The organism is Palleronia sp., from assembly GCF_042089775.1.
In the GTDB taxonomy this organism is placed as follows: Bacteria; Pseudomonadota; Alphaproteobacteria; order Rhodobacterales; family Rhodobacteraceae; genus Palleronia.
The window spans coordinates 1-18,033 of sequence record NZ_JBELKF010000069.1 but is presented as its reverse complement, the minus strand read 5'-3'; the positions used below and the strand labels follow the sequence as shown (position 1 = coordinate 18,033).

Annotated in this window: 18 protein-coding genes; 6 read left to right on the top strand and 12 right to left on the bottom strand. The window is 67.3% G+C overall.

Annotated features, from left to right (window positions below):
* Positions 1–197 precede the first annotated feature (197 nt).
* From ACFDS3_RS14845 to ACFDS3_RS14815, 7 genes are all read right to left on the bottom strand, one after another.
* The gene (locus tag ACFDS3_RS14845) at positions 198–1,502 is read right to left on the bottom strand and encodes a branched-chain amino acid ABC transporter permease (protein WP_375263136.1); all 1,305 of its coding nucleotides are present in this window, start codon (positions 1,500–1,502) and stop codon (positions 198–200) included.
* Positions 1,499–2,509, bottom strand: a complete 1,011-nt coding sequence (locus ACFDS3_RS14840) for a branched-chain amino acid ABC transporter permease (RefSeq protein WP_375263135.1) — start codon at positions 2,507–2,509, stop codon at positions 1,499–1,501. The genes ACFDS3_RS14845 and ACFDS3_RS14840 overlap by 4 nt, the downstream gene beginning before the upstream one ends.
* Positions 2,509–2,895 (bottom strand): hypothetical protein, encoded by a 387-nt coding sequence (locus ACFDS3_RS14835; RefSeq protein WP_375263134.1) that lies wholly within the window; start codon positions 2,893–2,895, stop codon positions 2,509–2,511. The genes ACFDS3_RS14840 and ACFDS3_RS14835 overlap by 1 nt, the downstream gene beginning before the upstream one ends.
* 8 nt (positions 2,896–2,903) lie before the next feature.
* Positions 2,904–3,737 (bottom strand): ABC transporter ATP-binding protein, encoded by an 834-nt coding sequence (locus ACFDS3_RS14830; protein WP_375263133.1) that lies wholly within the window; start codon positions 3,735–3,737, stop codon positions 2,904–2,906.
* Positions 3,734–4,522, bottom strand: coding sequence for an ABC transporter ATP-binding protein (locus ACFDS3_RS14825; RefSeq protein WP_375263132.1), 789 nt, complete (start codon positions 4,520–4,522; stop codon positions 3,734–3,736). The genes ACFDS3_RS14830 and ACFDS3_RS14825 overlap by 4 nt, the downstream gene beginning before the upstream one ends.
* A gap of 68 nt (positions 4,523–4,590) precedes the next feature.
* Positions 4,591–5,790 (bottom strand): ABC transporter substrate-binding protein, encoded by a 1,200-nt coding sequence (locus tag ACFDS3_RS14820; RefSeq protein ID WP_375263131.1) that lies wholly within the window; start codon positions 5,788–5,790, stop codon positions 4,591–4,593.
* Positions 5,791–5,937: 147 nt separating this feature from the next.
* Complete coding sequence (locus tag ACFDS3_RS14815) at positions 5,938–6,765, bottom strand: NAD-dependent epimerase/dehydratase family protein (RefSeq protein WP_375263130.1); 828 nt, start codon at positions 6,763–6,765, stop codon at positions 5,938–5,940.
* 135 nt (positions 6,766–6,900) lie between these two features.
* Here ACFDS3_RS14815 and ACFDS3_RS14810 point away from each other — a divergent pair, with 135 nt between their 5' ends.
* The 4 genes from ACFDS3_RS14810 to ACFDS3_RS14795 all read left to right on the top strand — a co-directional run bounded on the left by ACFDS3_RS14810 (position 6,901) and on the right by ACFDS3_RS14795 (position 11,934).
* The gene (locus ACFDS3_RS14810) at positions 6,901–7,872 is read left to right on the top strand and encodes a formylglycine-generating enzyme family protein (RefSeq protein WP_375263129.1); all 972 of its coding nucleotides are present in this window, start codon (positions 6,901–6,903) and stop codon (positions 7,870–7,872) included.
* 87 nt (positions 7,873–7,959) lie between these two features.
* Positions 7,960–9,366: a hypothetical protein gene (locus ACFDS3_RS14805; protein WP_375263128.1), complete on the top strand. Its 1,407-nt coding sequence runs from the start codon at positions 7,960–7,962 to the stop codon at positions 9,364–9,366.
* A 73-nt stretch (positions 9,367–9,439) separates the two neighbouring features.
* The gene (locus tag ACFDS3_RS14800; RefSeq protein ID WP_375263127.1) at positions 9,440–10,006 is read left to right on the top strand and encodes a TRAP transporter small permease subunit; all 567 of its coding nucleotides are present in this window, start codon (positions 9,440–9,442) and stop codon (positions 10,004–10,006) included.
* On the top strand, positions 10,003–11,934 hold the full coding sequence (locus ACFDS3_RS14795) for a TRAP transporter large permease subunit (RefSeq protein ID WP_375263126.1): 1,932 nt from the start codon (positions 10,003–10,005) through the stop codon (positions 11,932–11,934). The genes ACFDS3_RS14800 and ACFDS3_RS14795 overlap by 4 nt, the downstream gene beginning before the upstream one ends.
* A 59-nt stretch (positions 11,935–11,993) precedes the next feature.
* On the opposite strand, the gene ACFDS3_RS14790 is transcribed toward ACFDS3_RS14795, so the two are convergent.
* The 5 genes from ACFDS3_RS14790 to ACFDS3_RS14770 all read right to left on the bottom strand — a co-directional run bounded on the left by ACFDS3_RS14790 (position 11,994) and on the right by ACFDS3_RS14770 (position 16,771).
* Positions 11,994–13,136, bottom strand: coding sequence for a TRAP transporter substrate-binding protein (locus ACFDS3_RS14790; RefSeq protein WP_375263125.1), 1,143 nt, complete (start codon positions 13,134–13,136; stop codon positions 11,994–11,996).
* Positions 13,137–13,231: 95 nt separating this feature from the next.
* Positions 13,232–13,993, bottom strand: coding sequence for an ATP-binding cassette domain-containing protein (locus ACFDS3_RS14785; RefSeq protein WP_375263124.1), 762 nt, complete (start codon positions 13,991–13,993; stop codon positions 13,232–13,234).
* On the bottom strand, positions 13,990–14,934 hold the full coding sequence (locus ACFDS3_RS14780) for an iron chelate uptake ABC transporter family permease subunit (RefSeq protein ID WP_375263123.1): 945 nt from the start codon (positions 14,932–14,934) through the stop codon (positions 13,990–13,992). The genes ACFDS3_RS14785 and ACFDS3_RS14780 overlap by 4 nt, the downstream gene beginning before the upstream one ends.
* Positions 14,927–15,868 carry an iron chelate uptake ABC transporter family permease subunit gene (locus ACFDS3_RS14775; protein ID WP_375263122.1) on the bottom strand — a complete coding sequence of 314 codons (942 nt, stop codon included), beginning with the start codon at positions 15,866–15,868 and terminating at the stop codon, positions 14,927–14,929. The genes ACFDS3_RS14780 and ACFDS3_RS14775 overlap by 8 nt, the downstream gene beginning before the upstream one ends.
* The gene (locus ACFDS3_RS14770; protein ID WP_375263121.1) at positions 15,869–16,771 is read right to left on the bottom strand and encodes a siderophore ABC transporter substrate-binding protein; all 903 of its coding nucleotides are present in this window, start codon (positions 16,769–16,771) and stop codon (positions 15,869–15,871) included.
* An 84-nt stretch (positions 16,772–16,855) separates the two neighbouring features.
* Between ACFDS3_RS14770 and ACFDS3_RS14765 the strand changes: the two genes are divergently transcribed.
* Together ACFDS3_RS14765 and ACFDS3_RS14760 are read left to right on the top strand one after the other, a co-directional pair.
* Positions 16,856–17,155 carry a DUF2218 domain-containing protein gene (locus tag ACFDS3_RS14765; protein ID WP_375263120.1) on the top strand — a complete coding sequence of 100 codons (300 nt, stop codon included), beginning with the start codon at positions 16,856–16,858 and terminating at the stop codon, positions 17,153–17,155.
* 83 nt (positions 17,156–17,238) lie between these two features.
* Positions 17,239–18,033 (top strand): hypothetical protein (locus tag ACFDS3_RS14760; protein ID WP_375263119.1); only part of this gene is annotated, 795 nt, incomplete at its 3' end.

Genomic DNA, 18,033 nt, shown 5'->3' with positions numbered 1-18,033 from the left:
GGAATCGAACCGGTGTGCACGGATTTGCAATCCGCTGCGTAACCACTCCGCCAACTCGCCTTCCGTCGGTCTGCCGCCTCGGTGGTCAGCGCGGCAAACCTTGCCGAACCCCTGTATTCTGACAGGTCCGGCTGTGCAAGGGCCACTTCTTCGCGCGTGCGCCCCAATGTCCGGGCGGGTGAACCCGCCCGGGCTCACTACTTCTCGGGGATCAGGCCGCGAGGGCTGAATCGCAGCACAAGCAGCAGCACCACCCCCATCGTCAAGAGGCGAATATGCGCCGCCGATGTCGCAAGATGCGCCTTCAGCGCCGATCCCTCGGGCAAGGGCGCGGCGAGCGCCGACATCAGGAACTGGCCCATCGGCTCGACCTGGACCCAAAGGAACCAGATCAGGAACCCGCCAAGCACGGCGCCAAGGTTCGATCCCGATCCGCCGACGATCACCATCACCCAGACGAGGAACGTGAAGCGTAGCGGCTGATAGGAGGCCGGCGTCAGTTGCCCATCGAGCGTCGTCATCATGGCGCCGGCAAGGCCGCAGACCGCGCTGCCGATGACGAAGACCTGCAGGTGGCGGCGCGTCACATCTTTGCCCATGGCGCGGGCGGCGGTCTCATTGTCGCGGATGGCGCGCATCATACGGCCCCAGGGCGAATGCAGCGCCAACTGCGCCAGCAGGAAGACAACCGCCAGCACGATGGCAAAGAGGATACCGTAGTTCGCCTTGACCCACAGGCCGCTTGCCGTCACGGGGTCGAGACCCAGCCCGCGAGCGAGGCCCGCGAACTCGGCCGAGCGCTGCAGGTCGACCTCGTAGGGAACGGGGCGCGGCAAGCCGATGACGTTCTTCACGCCGCGGGCCAGCCAGTCCTCGTTTTTGAGGACCGCGATGACGATCTCCGCGATCCCCAGCGTCGCGATCGCGAGGTAGTCCGACCGCAGACCCAGTGCCGTCTTGCCGATGACCCATGCCGCACCGGCCGCAAGCAAGCCGCCCACCGGCCAGGACAGGATCACCGGCAACCCAAGCCCGCCGAGGTAGCCCGTTGAGGCAGCGTTCGTGCCTTCCACCGCCTCGACGCCGGGGTCAATGACAGCGCGATAGACGAAGAACCCGACCACGAGGATCGCGAGCACCACCAGCATCCGGGCCCGGCTCGGCGCCATGCGGCTGAACGCCAGGATCGCCGCCACGATGGTGGCCGCGCCCAGCACCAGGCCCGACAGGATGCGCACGCCCCCTGCCGCCCAGGCCTCGCCTACCGGGGGCATCGACACCAGCACCGTGGCCAGCCCGCCCAATGCCACGAAGCCCATGACCCCGACATTGAAGAGCCCGGCGAACCCCCACTGCAGGTTCACGCCGAGCGCCATCACGGCCGAGACAAGGCCCATGTTCAGGATGACCAGCGCCGAGTTCCAGCTTTGCAGCACGCCGGTCAGGACGATCAGGAGCGCAACCCCGGCGAAGAGAAGCGTGTTGCGAAGGGTATCGCTCATACCGATTTCCCCTTGAAGAGGCCCGTGGGCCGAAACAGCAGCACCACCACGAGGATCATGAAGCTGACCGCGAACTTGTAGTCGGTCGACAGAAGCTGGACGAGGCCCGAAGGCTCCAGGCTGTCAGGCATCGCGTAGGCCAGCACCCGCTTCCACGCATAGGTGATCGTCACCTCGGAGAACGCGATGACGAAGCCCCCGGCGATGGCCCCAAGGGGCGAGCCGAGGCCGCCGACGATAGCCGCGGCAAAGATCGGCAGGAGCAGCTGGAAATAGGTGAACGGCTTGAAGCTCTTGTCGAGCCCGTAGAGCACCCCCGCAAGCGTCGTCAGCGCAGCCACGATGATCCACGTCACCGCCACGACCCGCTCGGGATTGATGCCCGACAACAGCGCCAGGTCCTCGTTGTCCGAGAAGGCGCGCATGGACTTGCCGGTGCGCGTGCGGTTCAGGAACCAGAACAGTGCCGCGACGACGATGACGGCCGTGATCAGCGTGATCGCCTGGCTGGTGCGCAGGCCGAACCCCTCGTCCAGGCCCGTCCAGGCCTCGAAATCCCGCACGGTAAAGATGAAGCGCACGCCGTCGTCGAAGAACCGGTCTCCCGGCCCCACGATCAGCCGGACGATGCCGTTATAGATGAACATCACCCCGATCGAGACGATCACCAGGATCACCGGGTTCGCCTTCTGTCGTCGGTAGAAGCGATAGACGACCCGGTCCGTCCCCAGCAGGAACAGAGCGGTCACCGCGATCCCGAGGGGCAGCGCCAGCAGCGCCGTCGGCACCGGCCCGAGCGACACGCCAAGCGCCTGCAGACCCCACGTGAAGAGGATCGTCGCCATGGCCCCGAAGGCCATCCCGTCCCCATGCGCGAAGTTCGAGAATCGCAGGATCCCGTAAACCAGCGTCACGCCGAGCGCCCCGAGCGCCAGCTGCGCACCATAGGCCGTCGCCGGGATCACCACGAAATTCATCAGCGCCACGAGCGCATTGATCGGCTCCATCAGTCTGCTCCCTCGCAGATCCCGGTGTAGTTCAGCATCAGATCGCCCGCCGCATTGTGGATGCTCATACGCGCCATTTCGCCCTCGATCCCGGTCAGCAACCTGAGCGCGCCGTTCGCGTCACCGAGGAACGCCAGCGTCCCGTCGCTCTCGATCACAAGGGCCGGGATTGTCTCGGCACCGTCGGTCAGAACGGCACCCCGCGGCGCTTCGGCGGGCTCGACAGTGATTCGGCGTTCGGTCGCTGCGCAGTCCGCGGCATCGTAGCACTCGGTCTCGAACAGACAGACGAGGTCCGTCCGCTGGAACGCGCCCACCGGGCCCGCGATCAGTGCGCCGCCAATGGCCAGCACGACCACCGCATCTTTGCGTTTGAAAATGCGCATAATGCTCCTCAGCCGCCCAGGAAGGACTGGCGGACTTCGGGATCGGCCAGCAACTCGCGCCCCGAGCCAGTATGTGCGTTCGCCCCCTGGACCAGCACGTAGCCCTTGTCCGCGATCTCGAGCGCCTGGCGCGCGTTCTGTTCGACCATCAGGATCGGGATGCCGGTGCGGCTGACCTCGATGATCCGGTCGAAAAGCTCGTCCATGACGATGGGCGACACGCCCGCGGTCGGCTCGTCCAGCATCAGTACCTTGGGCTTCGTCATCAGCGCCCGACCCACCGCGACCTGCTGGCGCTGGCCGCCGGACAGTTCGCCCGCGTGCTGGTGGCGCTTTTCGCGCAGGATCGGGAACAGGTCATAGACCTGCTCCATCGTGGGGCGGATGTCGTCCTGCCGGATGAACGCGCCCATCTCGAGATTCTCCTCGACGGTCATCGAGGCGAAGATGTTGCTGGTCTGCGGCACGAAGCCCATGCCCGCCTTCACGCGGTCCTGCGGAGACAGTGCGGTGATATCCTGCCCGTCCAGCACGACAGACCCCTCGCGCAGGGGCAGCATCCCGAAGATCGCCTTCATCGCGGTGGATTTCCCGGCGCCGTTGGGGCCGACGATCACTGCGATCTGCCCCGGGTTCACCGAGATCGTGCAGTCGTGCAGGATGTCCGGGCCCTTGCCGTAACCACCTGTCATGCCCTGCCCTGCAAGGAACGGCGCGGCCTCGACAGGCGTCGCCTCGCCGCTGCCTTCGGGCGCGACCAGATCGCCCCCGGCGCGCGGGTTCACGATCGAGGCGTCGCCGATGCCCCGTCCGCCATAGGGGCCGTCATTCGCGCCGCTCATGCCCGCGCCTCCAGCTTGTCCTTGTTCTTAAGGCCGGTGCCCAGATAGGCCTCGATCACCTCTTCATTGGCCTTGATCTCGGCCAGCGAGCCTTGGGCCAGCACCTTGCCCTCGGCCATGCAGATGACCGGGTGGCAAAGCCGTTCGATGAAATCCATGTCGTGCTCGATGACGACGAAGGTATAGCCGCGCTCTTCGTTCAGGCGACGAATGGCGTCGGCGATCGTGTTCAGAAGCGTCCGGTTCACGCCCGCCCCGACCTCGTCGAGAAACACGATCTTGGCATCCACCATCATGGTGCGACCAAGCTCCAGAAGCTTTTTCTGCCCGCCCGAGACCTGCCCCGCCTTGTGGTCCGCAAGGTGCGAGATCGTCAGGAACTCCAGCACCTCGTCGGCCTTGGCGCGCAGGGCGCGTTCTTCGTCGGCGATGCGCTTGCGGCCGAACCAGGTGTTCCACAGGGCCTCGCCCGACTGGCCCGGCGGAACCATCATCAGGTTCTCGCGGCAGGTCATCGACGAAAACTCGTGCGCGATCTGAAACGTCCTGAGTAGCCCCTTGTGGAACAGCTCGTGCGGCGGAAGGCCGGTGATGTCCTCACCTTCCATCGTCACGCGGCCGCTTGTCGGGGGCAGCACCCCCGCGATCACGTTGAACAGCGTCGTCTTGCCCGCGCCGTTGGGACCGATCAGCCCGGTGATCGAGCCCTTCTCGATCCGCAGGCTGGCCCCGTCCACCGCGTGGAAGCCGCCGAAATGCTTGTGTAGGTCGTGGACTTCAATCATCCGCCGGTCCTCAAAAGAACAGCCCGGGGGTTTGCCCCCGGGCTGCGGGTTCGTCAAGGGGTCGTGGATCAGCGGTAGCCGACGACTTCCAGCGCACCGTCCTGCACGCGGAACTCTGCGTAGCTGCCGGCGGCCTCGCCGGGCTCCACGAATTCGACACCGGTGGCGCCTTCGTAGTCCAGCTCGCCGCCATCCGCGAGGATCTGCAGCGCCTTCGACAGCTCGCCCGGGTAGATCTTCTCGCCCGGTGCGTTCGCCACGTCCATCACGTTGCCGGAATAGTCTCCGGCCGATGCGGATTCGGCCTTGGCCATCGCCAGGATCAGCAGCGCCGAGGCGTCGTAGCTTTCGCCGGCGTAGACGGAGGTGCCGTCGATCCCGGCCTCGTCGGCCATGGTCTGGAACATGTCGGCGCCTTCATTCTCGCCGCCCGGCGCCGTCCCGATGGAGCCTTCGATGTCCTGGCCGAACCGCTCGGTCAGGCTGTCGCCGATCATCCCGTCGCCGAAGGCGAAGGTGTCGAACGCCCCGGTGTCGAGCGCCGACTGGATCACGCCCGCACCGCCCTGGTCGACATAGCCCAGCACCACCAGCGCATCACCACCGGCCGAGGCCAGCGCGCCGACTTCGGCCGAGTAGTCGCCCTTGCCGTCCTCGTGGCTGGCCGACAGGGTGACGGTGCCGCCCTGCGCTTCGTAGGCTTGGGTGAAGGCATCTGCGAAGCCGTTGCCATAGTCGTTGTTGGTGTAGGTGACGGCGACTTCCTCGATGCCTTCCTCGATCAGGATGTTCGCCATGACCTCGCCCTGCCGCGCATCCGACGGGGCGGTGCGGAAGAACAGGCCGTTATCCTCGGCGCTGGTCAGCGCCGGCGAGGTCGCGGCGGGCGAGATCATCGCGACGCCGTTCGGCACGGCGACGTTCGACAGCACTGCGGTGGTCACGCCCGAGCAATCGGCGCCCATGATCGCGGTCACGCCGTCAGATGTGATCATCCGTTCCGCCGCGGCGGTTGCGGCGGCGGCGTCCACGCAGGTCGCGTCGGCCCGCACGGGCTCGATCGAGGTGCCGCCCATGAAATTCTCGTCGCCCGAGGCTTCCGAGATCGCCAACTCGGCGCCCGCGGCCATGGCCGGGGTCAGGCTTTCGATGGGGCCGGTGAAGCTGAGCAGGAGGCCCATCTTGACGGGATCGGAGTCGCTTTGGGCGAAGGCGGCGCCGGCGATCAGGGTTGCCGTGGCGGCGGTGGTGGCTAGCAGATGTTTCATGAAGTCTCCCTTTGTCGTGTCGACCGTTTCGGCCGTTTCTTGCGCAAACAGGCATCCATTCACGCGTTTCATTATGCTTCGAGTCCTAGAGTCATAATTCGTTGTCGTCGATGCGGTTTTTTGGCCTCAGCCACGCCTTCCGCGGGGTCACTCCGCTGGCGTACCCTCATCGTCCGGATGACCGAGGTTGCAGAACCAGCCGCCGTAGTTCCGCACCGCTCTGTCGGCCGGATCGGGGGCGTCGGTCCGCGCCTCGATTCCCTCGCGGAACGGGGCCGAGCTGTCCTGCGGCTGCCACCCCAGGTGCCCGGCAAGCCTGTTGTCGAACGCCTTCATCGGGTTGTCCGAGGACCCGAAGGCGATCGTGTGGCCCACACGCGGCGCGGTCAGCGCGGCGGTGACGAGGGCCGCCATGTCGTCATAGCTCAGCCACGACCAAAGCATCCGCCGGTCGCGCGGCTCGGGATAGCTGGAGAAGATCCGCAGCATCGCGCTTTCGATGCCGTACTTGTCCCAGTAGAGCCGCGAGAGATCCTCGACGAAGCACTTGGACAGGCCGTAAAGGCTGTCGGGCCGGTGCGGTGCGGCCGCGTCGATATGGCTCTCGATCGCGTGGAACCCGATGGCGTGGACGGACGAGGCATAGACCACCCGCTTCACCCCGTGGCGCCGCGCACCTTCATAGATGTGATAGCTGCCCCGGATTGACGAGTTCAGCACCTCGTCCCACGGCTTTTCCAGCGGCGCACCACCGAAATGAACAATGGCGTCCACGCCCTCGCACATCGCCATCACCGCCCTCTCGTCGGCTAGGTCGCAGATCACCGCCTCTTCGCCATCCGTCAGGTCCGCGATCTCTTCGCGGTCGTTCAGGCGCAGCGTCTTCGTCAGGGGCGCCAAGGCGCGCCGCAACTCGGTGCCAAGCGCGCCCGCGGCGCCGGTCAGAAGGATGGTGTCGAATCTGGGTTCGGTCATAGGCTGCTCCGGTCGGGGAAAGGGATATCACAGACAGAACATCCTTCGCCCGCCGCGTCGAGGGCGCACCCCACCTTGGGCCTCGGGTGGCGCAGGACCGTTGACGCGCACCCGCCGATGGCATTGGAAAGGCGCATGAGCGACGATCTGACGAAAGCCGGCTGCTGCGCCGGCACGGCCCGAGAGGCGACGGACCATCCCTACGAGGACCGCGCCCGCGGCGTTCCCCCGGCAGACGCCGTTACGCAGGCGGACCTGCGCACCCGCCTGACCGAGATCCCCGGGGGCATCTTTGAAATGGGCACCCGCAAGTCGACCTATCCGGACGACCTCGACAGCCCCGTGCGGAAGGTCAAGCTCGACCCGTTCCTGATCTCGCCCACCACTGTCACGAACGCCGAATACGCCCGCTTCGTCGAAGCGACCGGCTATCGCACCGTCGCCGAGGCCGAAGGGTGGAGCGTGGTGTTCCACCTCCTCCTGCCCGACGCCGCCGCGCATCCCCACCACCCGCCCGGCTTGCCGTGGTGGCGTCGCGTTGAAGGCGCGTTCTGGGCCGCGCCCGAGGGCCCCGGTTCGCACTGGCGCGACCGTGCCGACCATCCCGTGACCCAGGTCGCGTGGTACGATGCGCTCGCCTACTGCACCTGGGCGGGCCTGCGCCTGCCGACCGAGGCGGAGTGGGAGCGCGCCGCCCGCGGCGGCTTGGCGCGCAAGAAGTTCCCCTGGGGCAATCGGCTGGAGCCGGAGGGGCGCCACGCCATGAACGTCTGGCAGGGCGACTTTCCCCGCCACAACACGGCCGACGATGGCTTCGTCGGCACCGCCCCCGTCGATGCTTATCAATCCAATGGCTACGGGCTCTACAACACCACCGGCAACGTGTGGGAGTGGGTCGCCGACCGCTACGGCCCCCGCCCTGCCCCCGGCCGTCTGCCAGAGCGAAACCCGACCGGCCCGTGCGATGGCTTGCAGCGCATCCAGCGCGGCGGCTCTTTCCTGTGCCACGTCAGCTACTGCGACAGGTACCACGTCCATTCCCGCACCCGGAACGATCCCGACAGCTCGACCTCGAACGCGGGTCTCCGGGTCGCGGCAGACCTTTGAGGGGGCTGGCCCTCGCTGCCAATCGGCGTATCAGGACCAGATGTGCTTCGATCCGCTAATCGCGGCCCGCGCTCTCAGGGCGCGGGCATGATCTCCGGCGCGGAGCGTCGCGACCGGTTGGGCGGCGTGGCCATGGCCGGCGCGCTCCTCGCCTCGATCCCCCACGAATTCGTCGGTCTGCCGACGCTCGAGTGGATCGCCATCGGGTGCACCCTCGGCGGGCTCGCCTGTTTTGCACCGCAGGTGCCGCGCAAGGCCGCCATCTTCCTGGCGATCGGCGCCGTGCTGCTGGTCGTCACCGTCGCGCTCGTGCCCGACTGGCCCGAGGCGGTCGACGACGCCTTCGTCCGCGGCGCCTTCATCGCCGCCTTCTTCACAGCACTGACCGCGATCCGTAGCGCCGCGATCACGGACCCCGGCATCCTCGATTGCGGGCGGTTCCTTGCCGGGCAGCCACCGGGCCGGCGCTACCTTGCGCTGACCCTTGGCGGGCACGCCTTCGGCCTCGTGCTGATGTATGGCTCGATCTCGCTGCTTGGCGCCCTCGCCACCGAAAACGCCGGCAAGACGGAAGACCTGGAGATCCGGCGCCACCGCATCCGTCGGATGCTGGTGGCGATCCAGCGCGGCTTCATCTCGACCCTTCCCTGGTCGCCGCTGGCTTTCGCCTCGGCCATCTCGCTCAGCGTGGTGCCGGGATCGACATGGGCAGCCGCGGTGCCGTTCTGCCTGGTCAGCGCGGCGCTCGTCGCGGGGATCGGCTGGGCGCTCGACACGATCTTCAAGCCGCGCCTGTCCAGCCCGCCGCCCCGCCGCGGCCCGGCCGAGGGGCAATGGCTGCGGCACCTGCGCCCCCTTCTGACCCTGCTGGGCGTCCTGCTGGGGGCCACCGCGCTGCTGCACCTCGCGACCGGCGTGCGCGTCTTCGGCGCGGTCATGGCGATCGTGCCGTTCCTGTCGGTCGGCTGGGTGGCGCTGCAACCCGGTGCGCGGGGCACGCGCGTGGCCGCGGCGGGAACGCTCGCCGCAAAATTCGCCACCCGCGATCTGCCCGCCCTGAAGAACGAGATCACGCTTCTGGTCATGGCCGGGGTGATCGGCTCGCTCGGGTCGGCGCTGGCCGCGCCGCTGGCCGGGCACATGGGGTTCGACCCGGCGGCGCTGCCGGCCTGGGTGGTGCTGCTCACGGTGTTCTGGCTGATCCCGATCACCGGGCAGATCGGGATGAACCCGATCCTCGCCGTGTCGCTCTTCGGGCCGCTCCTGCCCTCGCCCGAGGCGCTCGGCATCGCGCCCGCCGTCATGATCTGCGCGATCACCAGCGGCTGGTCGCTGAGCGGGGCCACCTCGCCCTTCACCGCCTCGGTCCTGCTGGTCGCCAATTTCGGCCGGGTCAGCGGCACCCATGCGGGCCTTCGGTGGAACGGCGTCTATGCCCTGGTCTGCGGCGTCGTCCTGTCGGGATGGATCCTGGTGCTTGCGAGCCTGCACTAGCCAGAACTTGCTGACAGCCCGCGCATCGGTGATTAAGAGCCCTGACATGGTGTTGCCGGGGAGGACAACTCAGATGAGGGCACTGCTATCGCTCGCGCGGGCGATCGACCGGGTCAACGGCTGGATCGGGCGCGTCGTCGCATGGCTCATCCTGGCGGCTGTCCTCGTGTCGGCCGGCAACGCGGTCATCCGCAAGAGCTTCAACATGTCGTCGAACGCGTGGCTCGAGCTGCAGTGGTACCTCTTCGGCGCGGTGTTCCTGCTCTGCGCCGCCTGGACCCTGCGCGAGAACGAGCATGTCCGCGTGGACGTCCTCTCGGCCAGCCTTTCGACGCGCGGACGTGCCATCATCGACCTCGCGCTGCACGTCCTGTTCCTGCTACCCTTCGCCGGTCTGATGATCTGGCTGTCCTGGCCGTTCTTCATGTCCTCGTTCCTGTCCGGCGAGCAGTCCTCGAATGCGGGCGGCCTGATCCTGTGGCCGGCCAAGCTGTGGGTGCTGCTGGGCTTCATTTCGTTCGCCGCGCAAGGACTGTCCGAGATCATCAAGCGGTCGGCGCAGCTCTCCGGCGCCATGCAATTTCCCACTGACGACGCGGAAGACGAGCTTCCGCCCGTCGCCGGCGAGGCCAAGTCATGATCGAGCTGATCGCCCACAACCTTGCCCCGATCATGTTCATCAGCGTGATGGGCCTTCTGCTGCTGGGCTACCCGGTTGCGCTGACGCTTGCCGGGGGTGGCCTGGCGTTCTTCGCGATCGGGGTCGCGCTGTCCGAATATTCGAACGAGATCAACCTGTTCTGGCCGCTTCTTCGCGCGATGCCCGAACGCGTGTTCGGCATCATGTCGAACGATACCTTGCTTGCGATCCCGTTCTTCACCTTCATGGGGCTGATCCTCGAACGGTCCGGAATGGCCGAGGATCTGCTCGATACCGTCGGGCAACTCTTCGGGCCCCTGCGCGGCGGCGTGGCTTTCGCTGTGATCCTCGTCGGCGCGCTACTCGCCGCGACCACGGGCGTCGTCGCGGCGTCGGTCATCGCGATGGGGCTGATCTCTCTCCCGATCATGCAGCGGTACAAGTACGACCCGACGGTCGCCACGGGGACGATCGCCGCGGCCGGTACGCTGGCGCAGATCGTGCCGCCCTCGCTGGTGCTGATCGTCATGGCCGACCAGCTGGGCGTGTCGGTCGGCGACATGTATCTCGGCGCACTTTATCCCGCGCTGATCGTGATCGCGGTCTACTGCCTCTACATGCTGGCGCTGACCCTTCTGCGCCCGCACGCCGTCCCCGCCCTTCCCCCCGAAGAGCGGCGCCTTGGCGGCGGCATCTGGTCGCTGGTGGCGATGGCGGTGCTTGCGGTCGTGCTCTACATCGGCTCGTCGCGGCTGCTCTTCTCCGGCTACATCCCGGCCACGCGCGTCGTCTTCGCCGCGGCCTTCACCGTGCTGGTGTGCCTTGGCGTTGCGCTCGCGAACCGGCACCTCAAGCTGGGCGTCCTGTCGAGGCTGTCCGAAGAGGTGGTGATCGTCCTGATCCCGCCGCTTGCCCTGATCTTCCTGGTGCTCGGGACGATCTTCCTCGGCATCGCGACACCGACCGAGGGCGGCGCGATGGGGGCTGTCGGCGCGCTGATCCTCGCCTTCGCGAAACGCCGGCTCGATCTTCGCACCCTGCGTTCGGCGGTCGAGGCTACGGCCAAGCTGTCCGCCTTCGTGCTGTTCATCCTGATTGGCGCACGAGTCTTCGGCCTGACGTTCTACGGCGTCAACGGGCAGGTCTGGCTCGAGGAACTGCTGCTGAGCCTGCCGGGCGGTCAGTTCGGGTTCCTCGTGGTCGTGACCATCGTGATCTTCATCCTGGGCTGCTTCCTCGACTTCTTCGAGATCGCGTTCATCCTCGTGCCGCTTCTTGCCCCGGTGGCCCAGACGCTGGGCATCGACCTGATCTGGTTCGGTGTGATCCTGTCGCTGAACCTTCAGACCTCGTTCCTGACGCCACCCTTCGGCTTCGCGCTGTTCTACCTCCGATCCGTCACGCCAACCTCGGACCGAGAGGACCGTGCCACCGGAGAGATCCTGCCCGGCGTCCGCACCAGGGACATCTATCGCGGCGTGCTGCCCTATATCGGCATCCAGTTCGCGCTGATCATGCTGGTGATCCTGCTGCCCGGCCTCGTCACCCACTATGACGACGCGCGAGAGGCCCGGCGCTCTGCCCCCGCCACGCAAGACGCGCCGGACGGCGGCAGCTTCAACTTCAGCGGCGGCGGGTCTGGCGGCAGCGCCGACACCGGCACCAGCGGCGGGTTCAACTTTGGCGGCTCGAGCGCGACGGAAGCGCCCTCGGACACTACCGGGTTCAACTTCGGCGGCGGGTCTTCGGGCGCGCAGGATGCACCGGCGGCAGAGATTTCGGGGCCGGACAGTCTGAACTTCGGCGGCTCGGAGCCTTCGCCCGAGCCGGAGCAACCGGGCGGGTTCAACTTCGGCGACGACGCCGAGCCCGAGCCGGAACCAGAGCCCTCGGACGGCAATGCGACCGGCGGCTTCAACTTCAACTGAGCCAACGAAAAAGGCCCCGGGATCACCCGGGGCCTTCGCTTTTCAGGCCGTTGCTTCGGTCAGTTGGCAGAGCCGCCGACCGCACCCGCTCCCGAGATCTGCGCGGGAAGCTGGCCGTTCGACTGCTTCATCTGCATGAAGCGCGCGAAGTTCTGTTCGGCCACCTGCTGCCACAGGAAATGCTCGGCCTGAAAGGCCATCATGCTATCGTAGATCTCCGACCATCCGTCCGCACTCCCGCGCAGATCGGAATAGAGCGACAAGGCCGCGTCGTAGGTCGCGTTCAGCACATCGTCCGGGAAGGCGCGGAGCTGCGCACCCTGCTGAACGAGGCTGCGCAGAGCCGTCGGGTTCTTGTAGTCGTACTCCGCCATCATCGCCGTGTTGGCGGCGCTGCAGGCGGTGCTGAGAAGGCTCTTGTAGGTGTCGGGAAGGCCGTTCCAAGCCTCCTGCCCGACGAAGACGTTGAGGGTCAGGTTCCCCTCCCACCAGCCGGGATAGTAGTAGTACGGCGCAACCTGATAGAAGCCGAGCTTCTCGTCGTCATAGGGGCCGATCCATTCGGCCGCGTCGATCGTGCCGCGCTCGAGCGCCGGGTAGATGTCGCCGCCGGCAATCTGCTGGGGCACGACGCCGATCTGCTCCATGATCTGACCCGCGAGGCCGGCGATCCGCATCTGCAGGCCGCTCATGTCGTCGAGGCTGCCGATCTCCTGGCGGAACCAGCCGCCCATCTGAGTGCCGGTATTGCCTGCGGGCAGATACTGAAGGCCCTGCGCATTGTAGAACTTGTTCAGCAGGTCGATCCCGCCGCCGTAGTAGAGCCAGGCGTTCATGCCGCGGTTGTTCAGGCCGTAGGGAATCACCGCGCCAAGGGCCCAGGTCGGCGACTTGCCGACATAGTAGTAGGCGGCGGTGTGGCACATCTCGACCGTGCCGTTCTGGACGGCGTCGGCCGCCTGCAGGCCGGGGACAATCTCGCCACCTGCGAACACCTGGATGTCGAAGGCGCCATCGGTCGCCTCGCGGACATACTGGGCCACGTCCACGGCGCCGCCATAGATCGTGTCCAGGGACTGCGGGAAGGACGAGGTGCAGCGCCATTTCACCTGCGGCGTCGATTGCGCGATGGCCGGAGCCGCGAGCGCGCTGGCCCCGGCGCCGCCAATGGCGGCCGTCGTCAGAAACTTCCTGCGGTGCATGTGTATCCTCCCTTTGGATATGTCGCCGATTGCGGAATGCACTCTGACAGATCGTCCGGACGATGCAACGGCGCGCGCGGCCCCGACCCGGATCTTCATGCGGCGAAGGGAATCCGGCGGCCGTCGATCTCGGCCACGCGCATGGGCGTGTCGTAGAGGTCGCTCAGCCAGGCCGCGTTCATCAACTCGATCGTCGGTCCTGCGCCGTAGAGCCCGCCATCCTTCAGCGCCACGACCCGGTCGGCAAAGCGCGCCGTGATGCCGAGGTCATGCACGACGATCAGGATACCCCGCGCCTCTGCCCCAGGGCGCGAGATGGCGTGCAGACGGTGCATGATGTCGTGGGCGTAGCGCGGGTCGAGCGCCGAGAGCGGCTCGTCCAGCAGGATCCAGGGCGTTGTCTGGGCATAAGCCATCGCGACGAAGGCGCGCTGCCGCTGCCCGCCCGACAGGGTGTCGAGCGTGCGCGTGCGGAACGGCTCAAGTCCGAAGGCGGCGACCGCGTCCTCGACCGCGGCATGATCGGCAGGACCGGGACGCCCCCGGTGATGCGGCCAGCGCCCGAAGGCAACCAGGTCGCCCACCTGAAGTCGCGCGGTCACGCTCTGCTCTTGCGTCAGCAGGGCGAGGGCCTTCGCACGCTCCTCCGCAGGCATGGCTGACAGATCCTCGCCCGACAGGCGCACCTGCCCCGCCTGCGGCTGCAAGAGCCCCGCCATCGCGTGCAGAAGCGTCGACTTGCCCGCGCCGTTCGGCCCGATGATCGCTGTGATCCCCTCGGGCGGGAGCGACAGGTCGATCCCTCGCAGCACCTCGGCTCCGTCGCGCGTGATGCTCATGTCCCGCGTTTCGATCATCGCCGGTCCTTTCTCAGCACGAGCGCCAGAAACAGCAGACCGCCGGCGAATTCCACCACGACCGACATCGCCGACTGATAGCCAAGTATCCGTTCGAACACGAACTGTCCGGCCACGAGGATCGTCGCGCCGATCAGCGCGGCGGCCGGGATCAGCACGGCGTGGCGGTGCGTTCCAGTCGCGCGGTAGGCAAGGCTGGCCGACAGCAGGCCCAGGAACGTGACCGGCCCGACGAGCGCAGTCGACACCGCGACCATGATCGACACCAGCGTCATCGCCATGACGATCGTGCGGTCATAATCCAGCCCCAGCGTCAGGGCCTTGCTGCGCCCCAGCGCCGCCACGTCAAGCTGCCCCGCCAGCCGCCACGCCAGTACAAGCGCCACACCCAGCGAAATCCCCGCGATCCAAAGCAACCGTCCGTCGACGGTGCCGAACGACGCGATCGTCGCCTGCTGCACGACCGCGAACTCCGACGGTTCGAGGATGCGCTGCGCGAAGCTCGCCAGACCGCGCAGAAGGACCCCGAGGATCACGCCCGTCAGGATCGTGCGCAGGATGTCGTCCGCCCCACGTTTCAAGAGCGTCGCGAACAGGGCCGTGGCGGCGAGGGTCAGGCAGGCCGTCTCGATCAGGAACTTCGGCAGGACCGGCAGTTGCGAAAAGCCGACACCGCCCAGTGACAGGACCAACGTCGTCTGCAGGAACACGAACAGCGCATCGAACCCCACGATCCCCGGCGTGATCAGCCGGTTGCCCGCGGCGGTCTGGAACAGCACCGTGGCCGCCCCGACCGCGGCACCGACGAGGATCAGCGCCGCCAGCTTCTCGACCCGCAGCGACAGGATCAGCCCGACCGGCGCGCGCAAGTGCCACGCCAGGAACAGCGCGGTGGTCAGTGCTAGCGCCGCCGCCAGTCCCAGTAGCCGCCGTTCAGCCATGCCGCGCCGTCCGCGGAGCGTGCAGAAGCCACAGGAATACGGCCGCGCCGAAGACCGAGAACACCGTCGCCGCCGGAATCTCGTAGGGGAAGCGCACGAGCCGCCCGATCACGTCCGCCGCCAGCACCATGAACCCGCCAAGGATCGCAACCGCAGGCAGATTGGCGCGCAGGTTGTCACCCCACAGGCGCGAGACCACGTTCGGCACGACGAGGCCGACGAAGGGCAGCGATCCCACCGTCACCACCACCGCCGCCACGGCCAGCGCGACGATGGCAAGGCCCATCGACAGGGTCTGCCGGTAGTCGAGGCCGAGGCTGCGCGCGCGGTCCTCGCCCAGGCTTAGAAGCGTGATGCGGTCGGCCACGACCCACAGCGCCGCGGCAAGGGCGGCGATCAGCCACAAAAGCTCGTACCGGCCGCGCAGGACGCCCGAAAACTCGCCCGAAGTCCAGGTGCCGACATACTGCAAAAGATCCGTCATCCAGCCGAACCACAGCACCGCGGCGCCCAGAATTCCGCCATAGATCAACCCCACCAGCGGCAGCAGGATCGGATCACGGCGCGGCACATGCGCGGCAAGGGCGAAGAATCCCGCTGTTCCGGCCAGCGCCGCTATGACGGCAACGGTCATCTTGACGATCAGCGACGCGCCGGGCGCCACGACGGTGACGCCCAGAAGGCCCAGCATGGCGGCCTCGGGCGTGCCGGTCAGGCCGGGCTCGACCAAGCGGTTCTGCAGGGCAAGCTGCGTGACGACGCCGGCCAGCGCCAGCCCGGCCCCGGCCAGGAGAACGGCCAGCGTCCGTGGCACCCGGCTGACGGCGATGACAAGGCCGGCGTCCAGGTCGCCGGTCCACAGGTTGGCCGCACCGATCGACAGGCTCGCCCCCACCAGCAGGACAGCGCCTGTTATGGCGAGGGTGCGCAACACTCAGCTATCCGCGTCGGCGAACGCCTCGGTGATCTCGTCGAGCGTGATCTGCATCGACTGGATGCCACCGCCGGCCAGGTAGAGCGGCGCGGAGTCGAGGTAGATGATCTGCCCCGCCTGGCCGGCCTTGGTGCCCTGCACCAGCGGGTTGTCGAGCGTGGCTTGCGCGGCCTCGCCTTCCCGGCCGATGGCCGCCGTGCGGTCGACGACCAGGATCCAGTCGGGATCGACCTCGGCGACGAACTCAAAGGACACCGCTTCGCCGTGGGTCTCGGTCTCGAGCCCCTCTCGGGCCTCGGGCAGGTCCAGCGCGTTGTGGACCCAGCCAAAGCGAGAGCCCGGGCCGTAGGCCGAGATCTTGCCGCCATTGGCCAGCAGGATCAGCGCATCACCCTTGCCCGCGACAGCCTCGGCCGCCTCGGAGATGTCGGCCTCAAGCGCGGCGATCGCCTCGTCCGCGGCCCCGCTCCGGTCGAAGATCTTGCCATAGGCTTGAGCCCGCGCCTTGGCCTGGGCAGCGATGTCACCGCCGTCGATGGTCATGTCGAGCGTCGGCGCGATCTCGGACAGGGCGCCGACCTGGGGCTGCGACCGGCCGCCGGCCACGATCAGGTCGGGCTGCATGGCAGCCAGCTCTTCGAAGTCGGGCTCGAACAGGGTGCCAACGGGCTTTGCCTCGGCGAAGACGTCCTCGAGGTAGGCCGGGGGTGCGAAATCCGGCACGCCGTCCACCTCGATGCCCAGAGCCGACATCGTGTCGATCGCGGCGAGGTCGAACACCACCACCGTCTCGGGCTTGGCCGGCACGGTGGCCTCGCCCTGCGCGTCCTGGACGGTGACGGTCTGGGCGAAAGCGGCGACGGGTAGGGCCGCGAAAAGGGCAGCTGCGGCGGTGCGCTTCATGCGAGGTCTCCTCGAGTCTGGACAAGTCCGACCGTCTCGGTCAGACATCGACATGTCCGACCTTTGAACTCAGGATCTCGGTACATGCAAGAGCCTATCCACGACGCCGGCACCTACGAGACGGCATCCGCCTGGCAATACCTCCAGCAGCTGTGCAAGCACTTCGCCCACAAGGTCGACGCCAGCTGCGCCGACGGAGAGGGTCATATCGCGTTTCCCTTCGGCACCGCTTACCTCAAGGCGACCGATACGCGGCTCGACATACGCGTGGACGCGCCGTCCGAGGGTGGCCTTCTGAAGGCGCGCCAGGTGATCGACAATCACCTCAGCCGGTTCGCCTTCCGCGAAGAGGTCAAGACCGTCACCTGGCAAAGCGCCGCCTGAACATCTGTTCTTTTGTGCGGCGCCCGCCTACAATCCCGAACAGTCGTTGAAGGATTGCGCGCGTTGATCACAAGGTTCAGCCCATGCCAGCGTCGCGCGATCTGACGTCGCCCGCGGCGCGGCTGGTCCTGCACCTGGGCGCGCACCGCACGGGAACGACCTTCCTTCAGCAGTTCCTGCGGGTCAATGAGAGAGCCCTCTTGGCGAAGGGATGTCAGGTCGTCTACCCGCCGAAGTCGCGAAAATCCGGGCTGCCTCCCTTGCTGAACGGGCTGACGGTCATCAGCGAAGAGAACTACCTTGGCGGCATGCGCGGCTGCGTCCGCACGGGCACGCCCTACCCTTTCGCGGCGGAACGGCTGACACAGTTGCCAGAGCCGCTAGCGTCCGCCGACATGGTCTACCTGTCGATCCGCGATCTTGCGGAGTGGTGGACCTCAGTCATCGCGTTCGGCGTGAAGATGGGCCACCCTCTGCCGACGCCCGCCGCCCTCGAGCACCTGTCCCGCTCTCAGCGAGGTTGGGTGGACGTGGTCGAGGATATCCTCGCCGCGCTGCCGACTGCGCGCCTCGTGGTGCGGGACGCCGGATGGAGACTGGACGATCCCGCGGCCCAGCTGAAGCGGTTGACGAACTGGTCGGTATGGGACGGGCTGACATTCGAACGGCAGGTCCATAACCCGCGGCCTGACGTGCACGCGATGGCGCAGGCCCTGCTGGCGCGGGCGGATTTCAGCAGTCTCGCCCGCCTGCCCGAAGATGGTGACTTTGCTCCCTTCGACCCGACCCAGGCAGCCCGGCTGGGCGTGCGTTACCAGGCCGACCTCGCCCGTCTTGCCGCCGATGATCGCATCGAGTTCTGGGCCGCGGACGCGGCA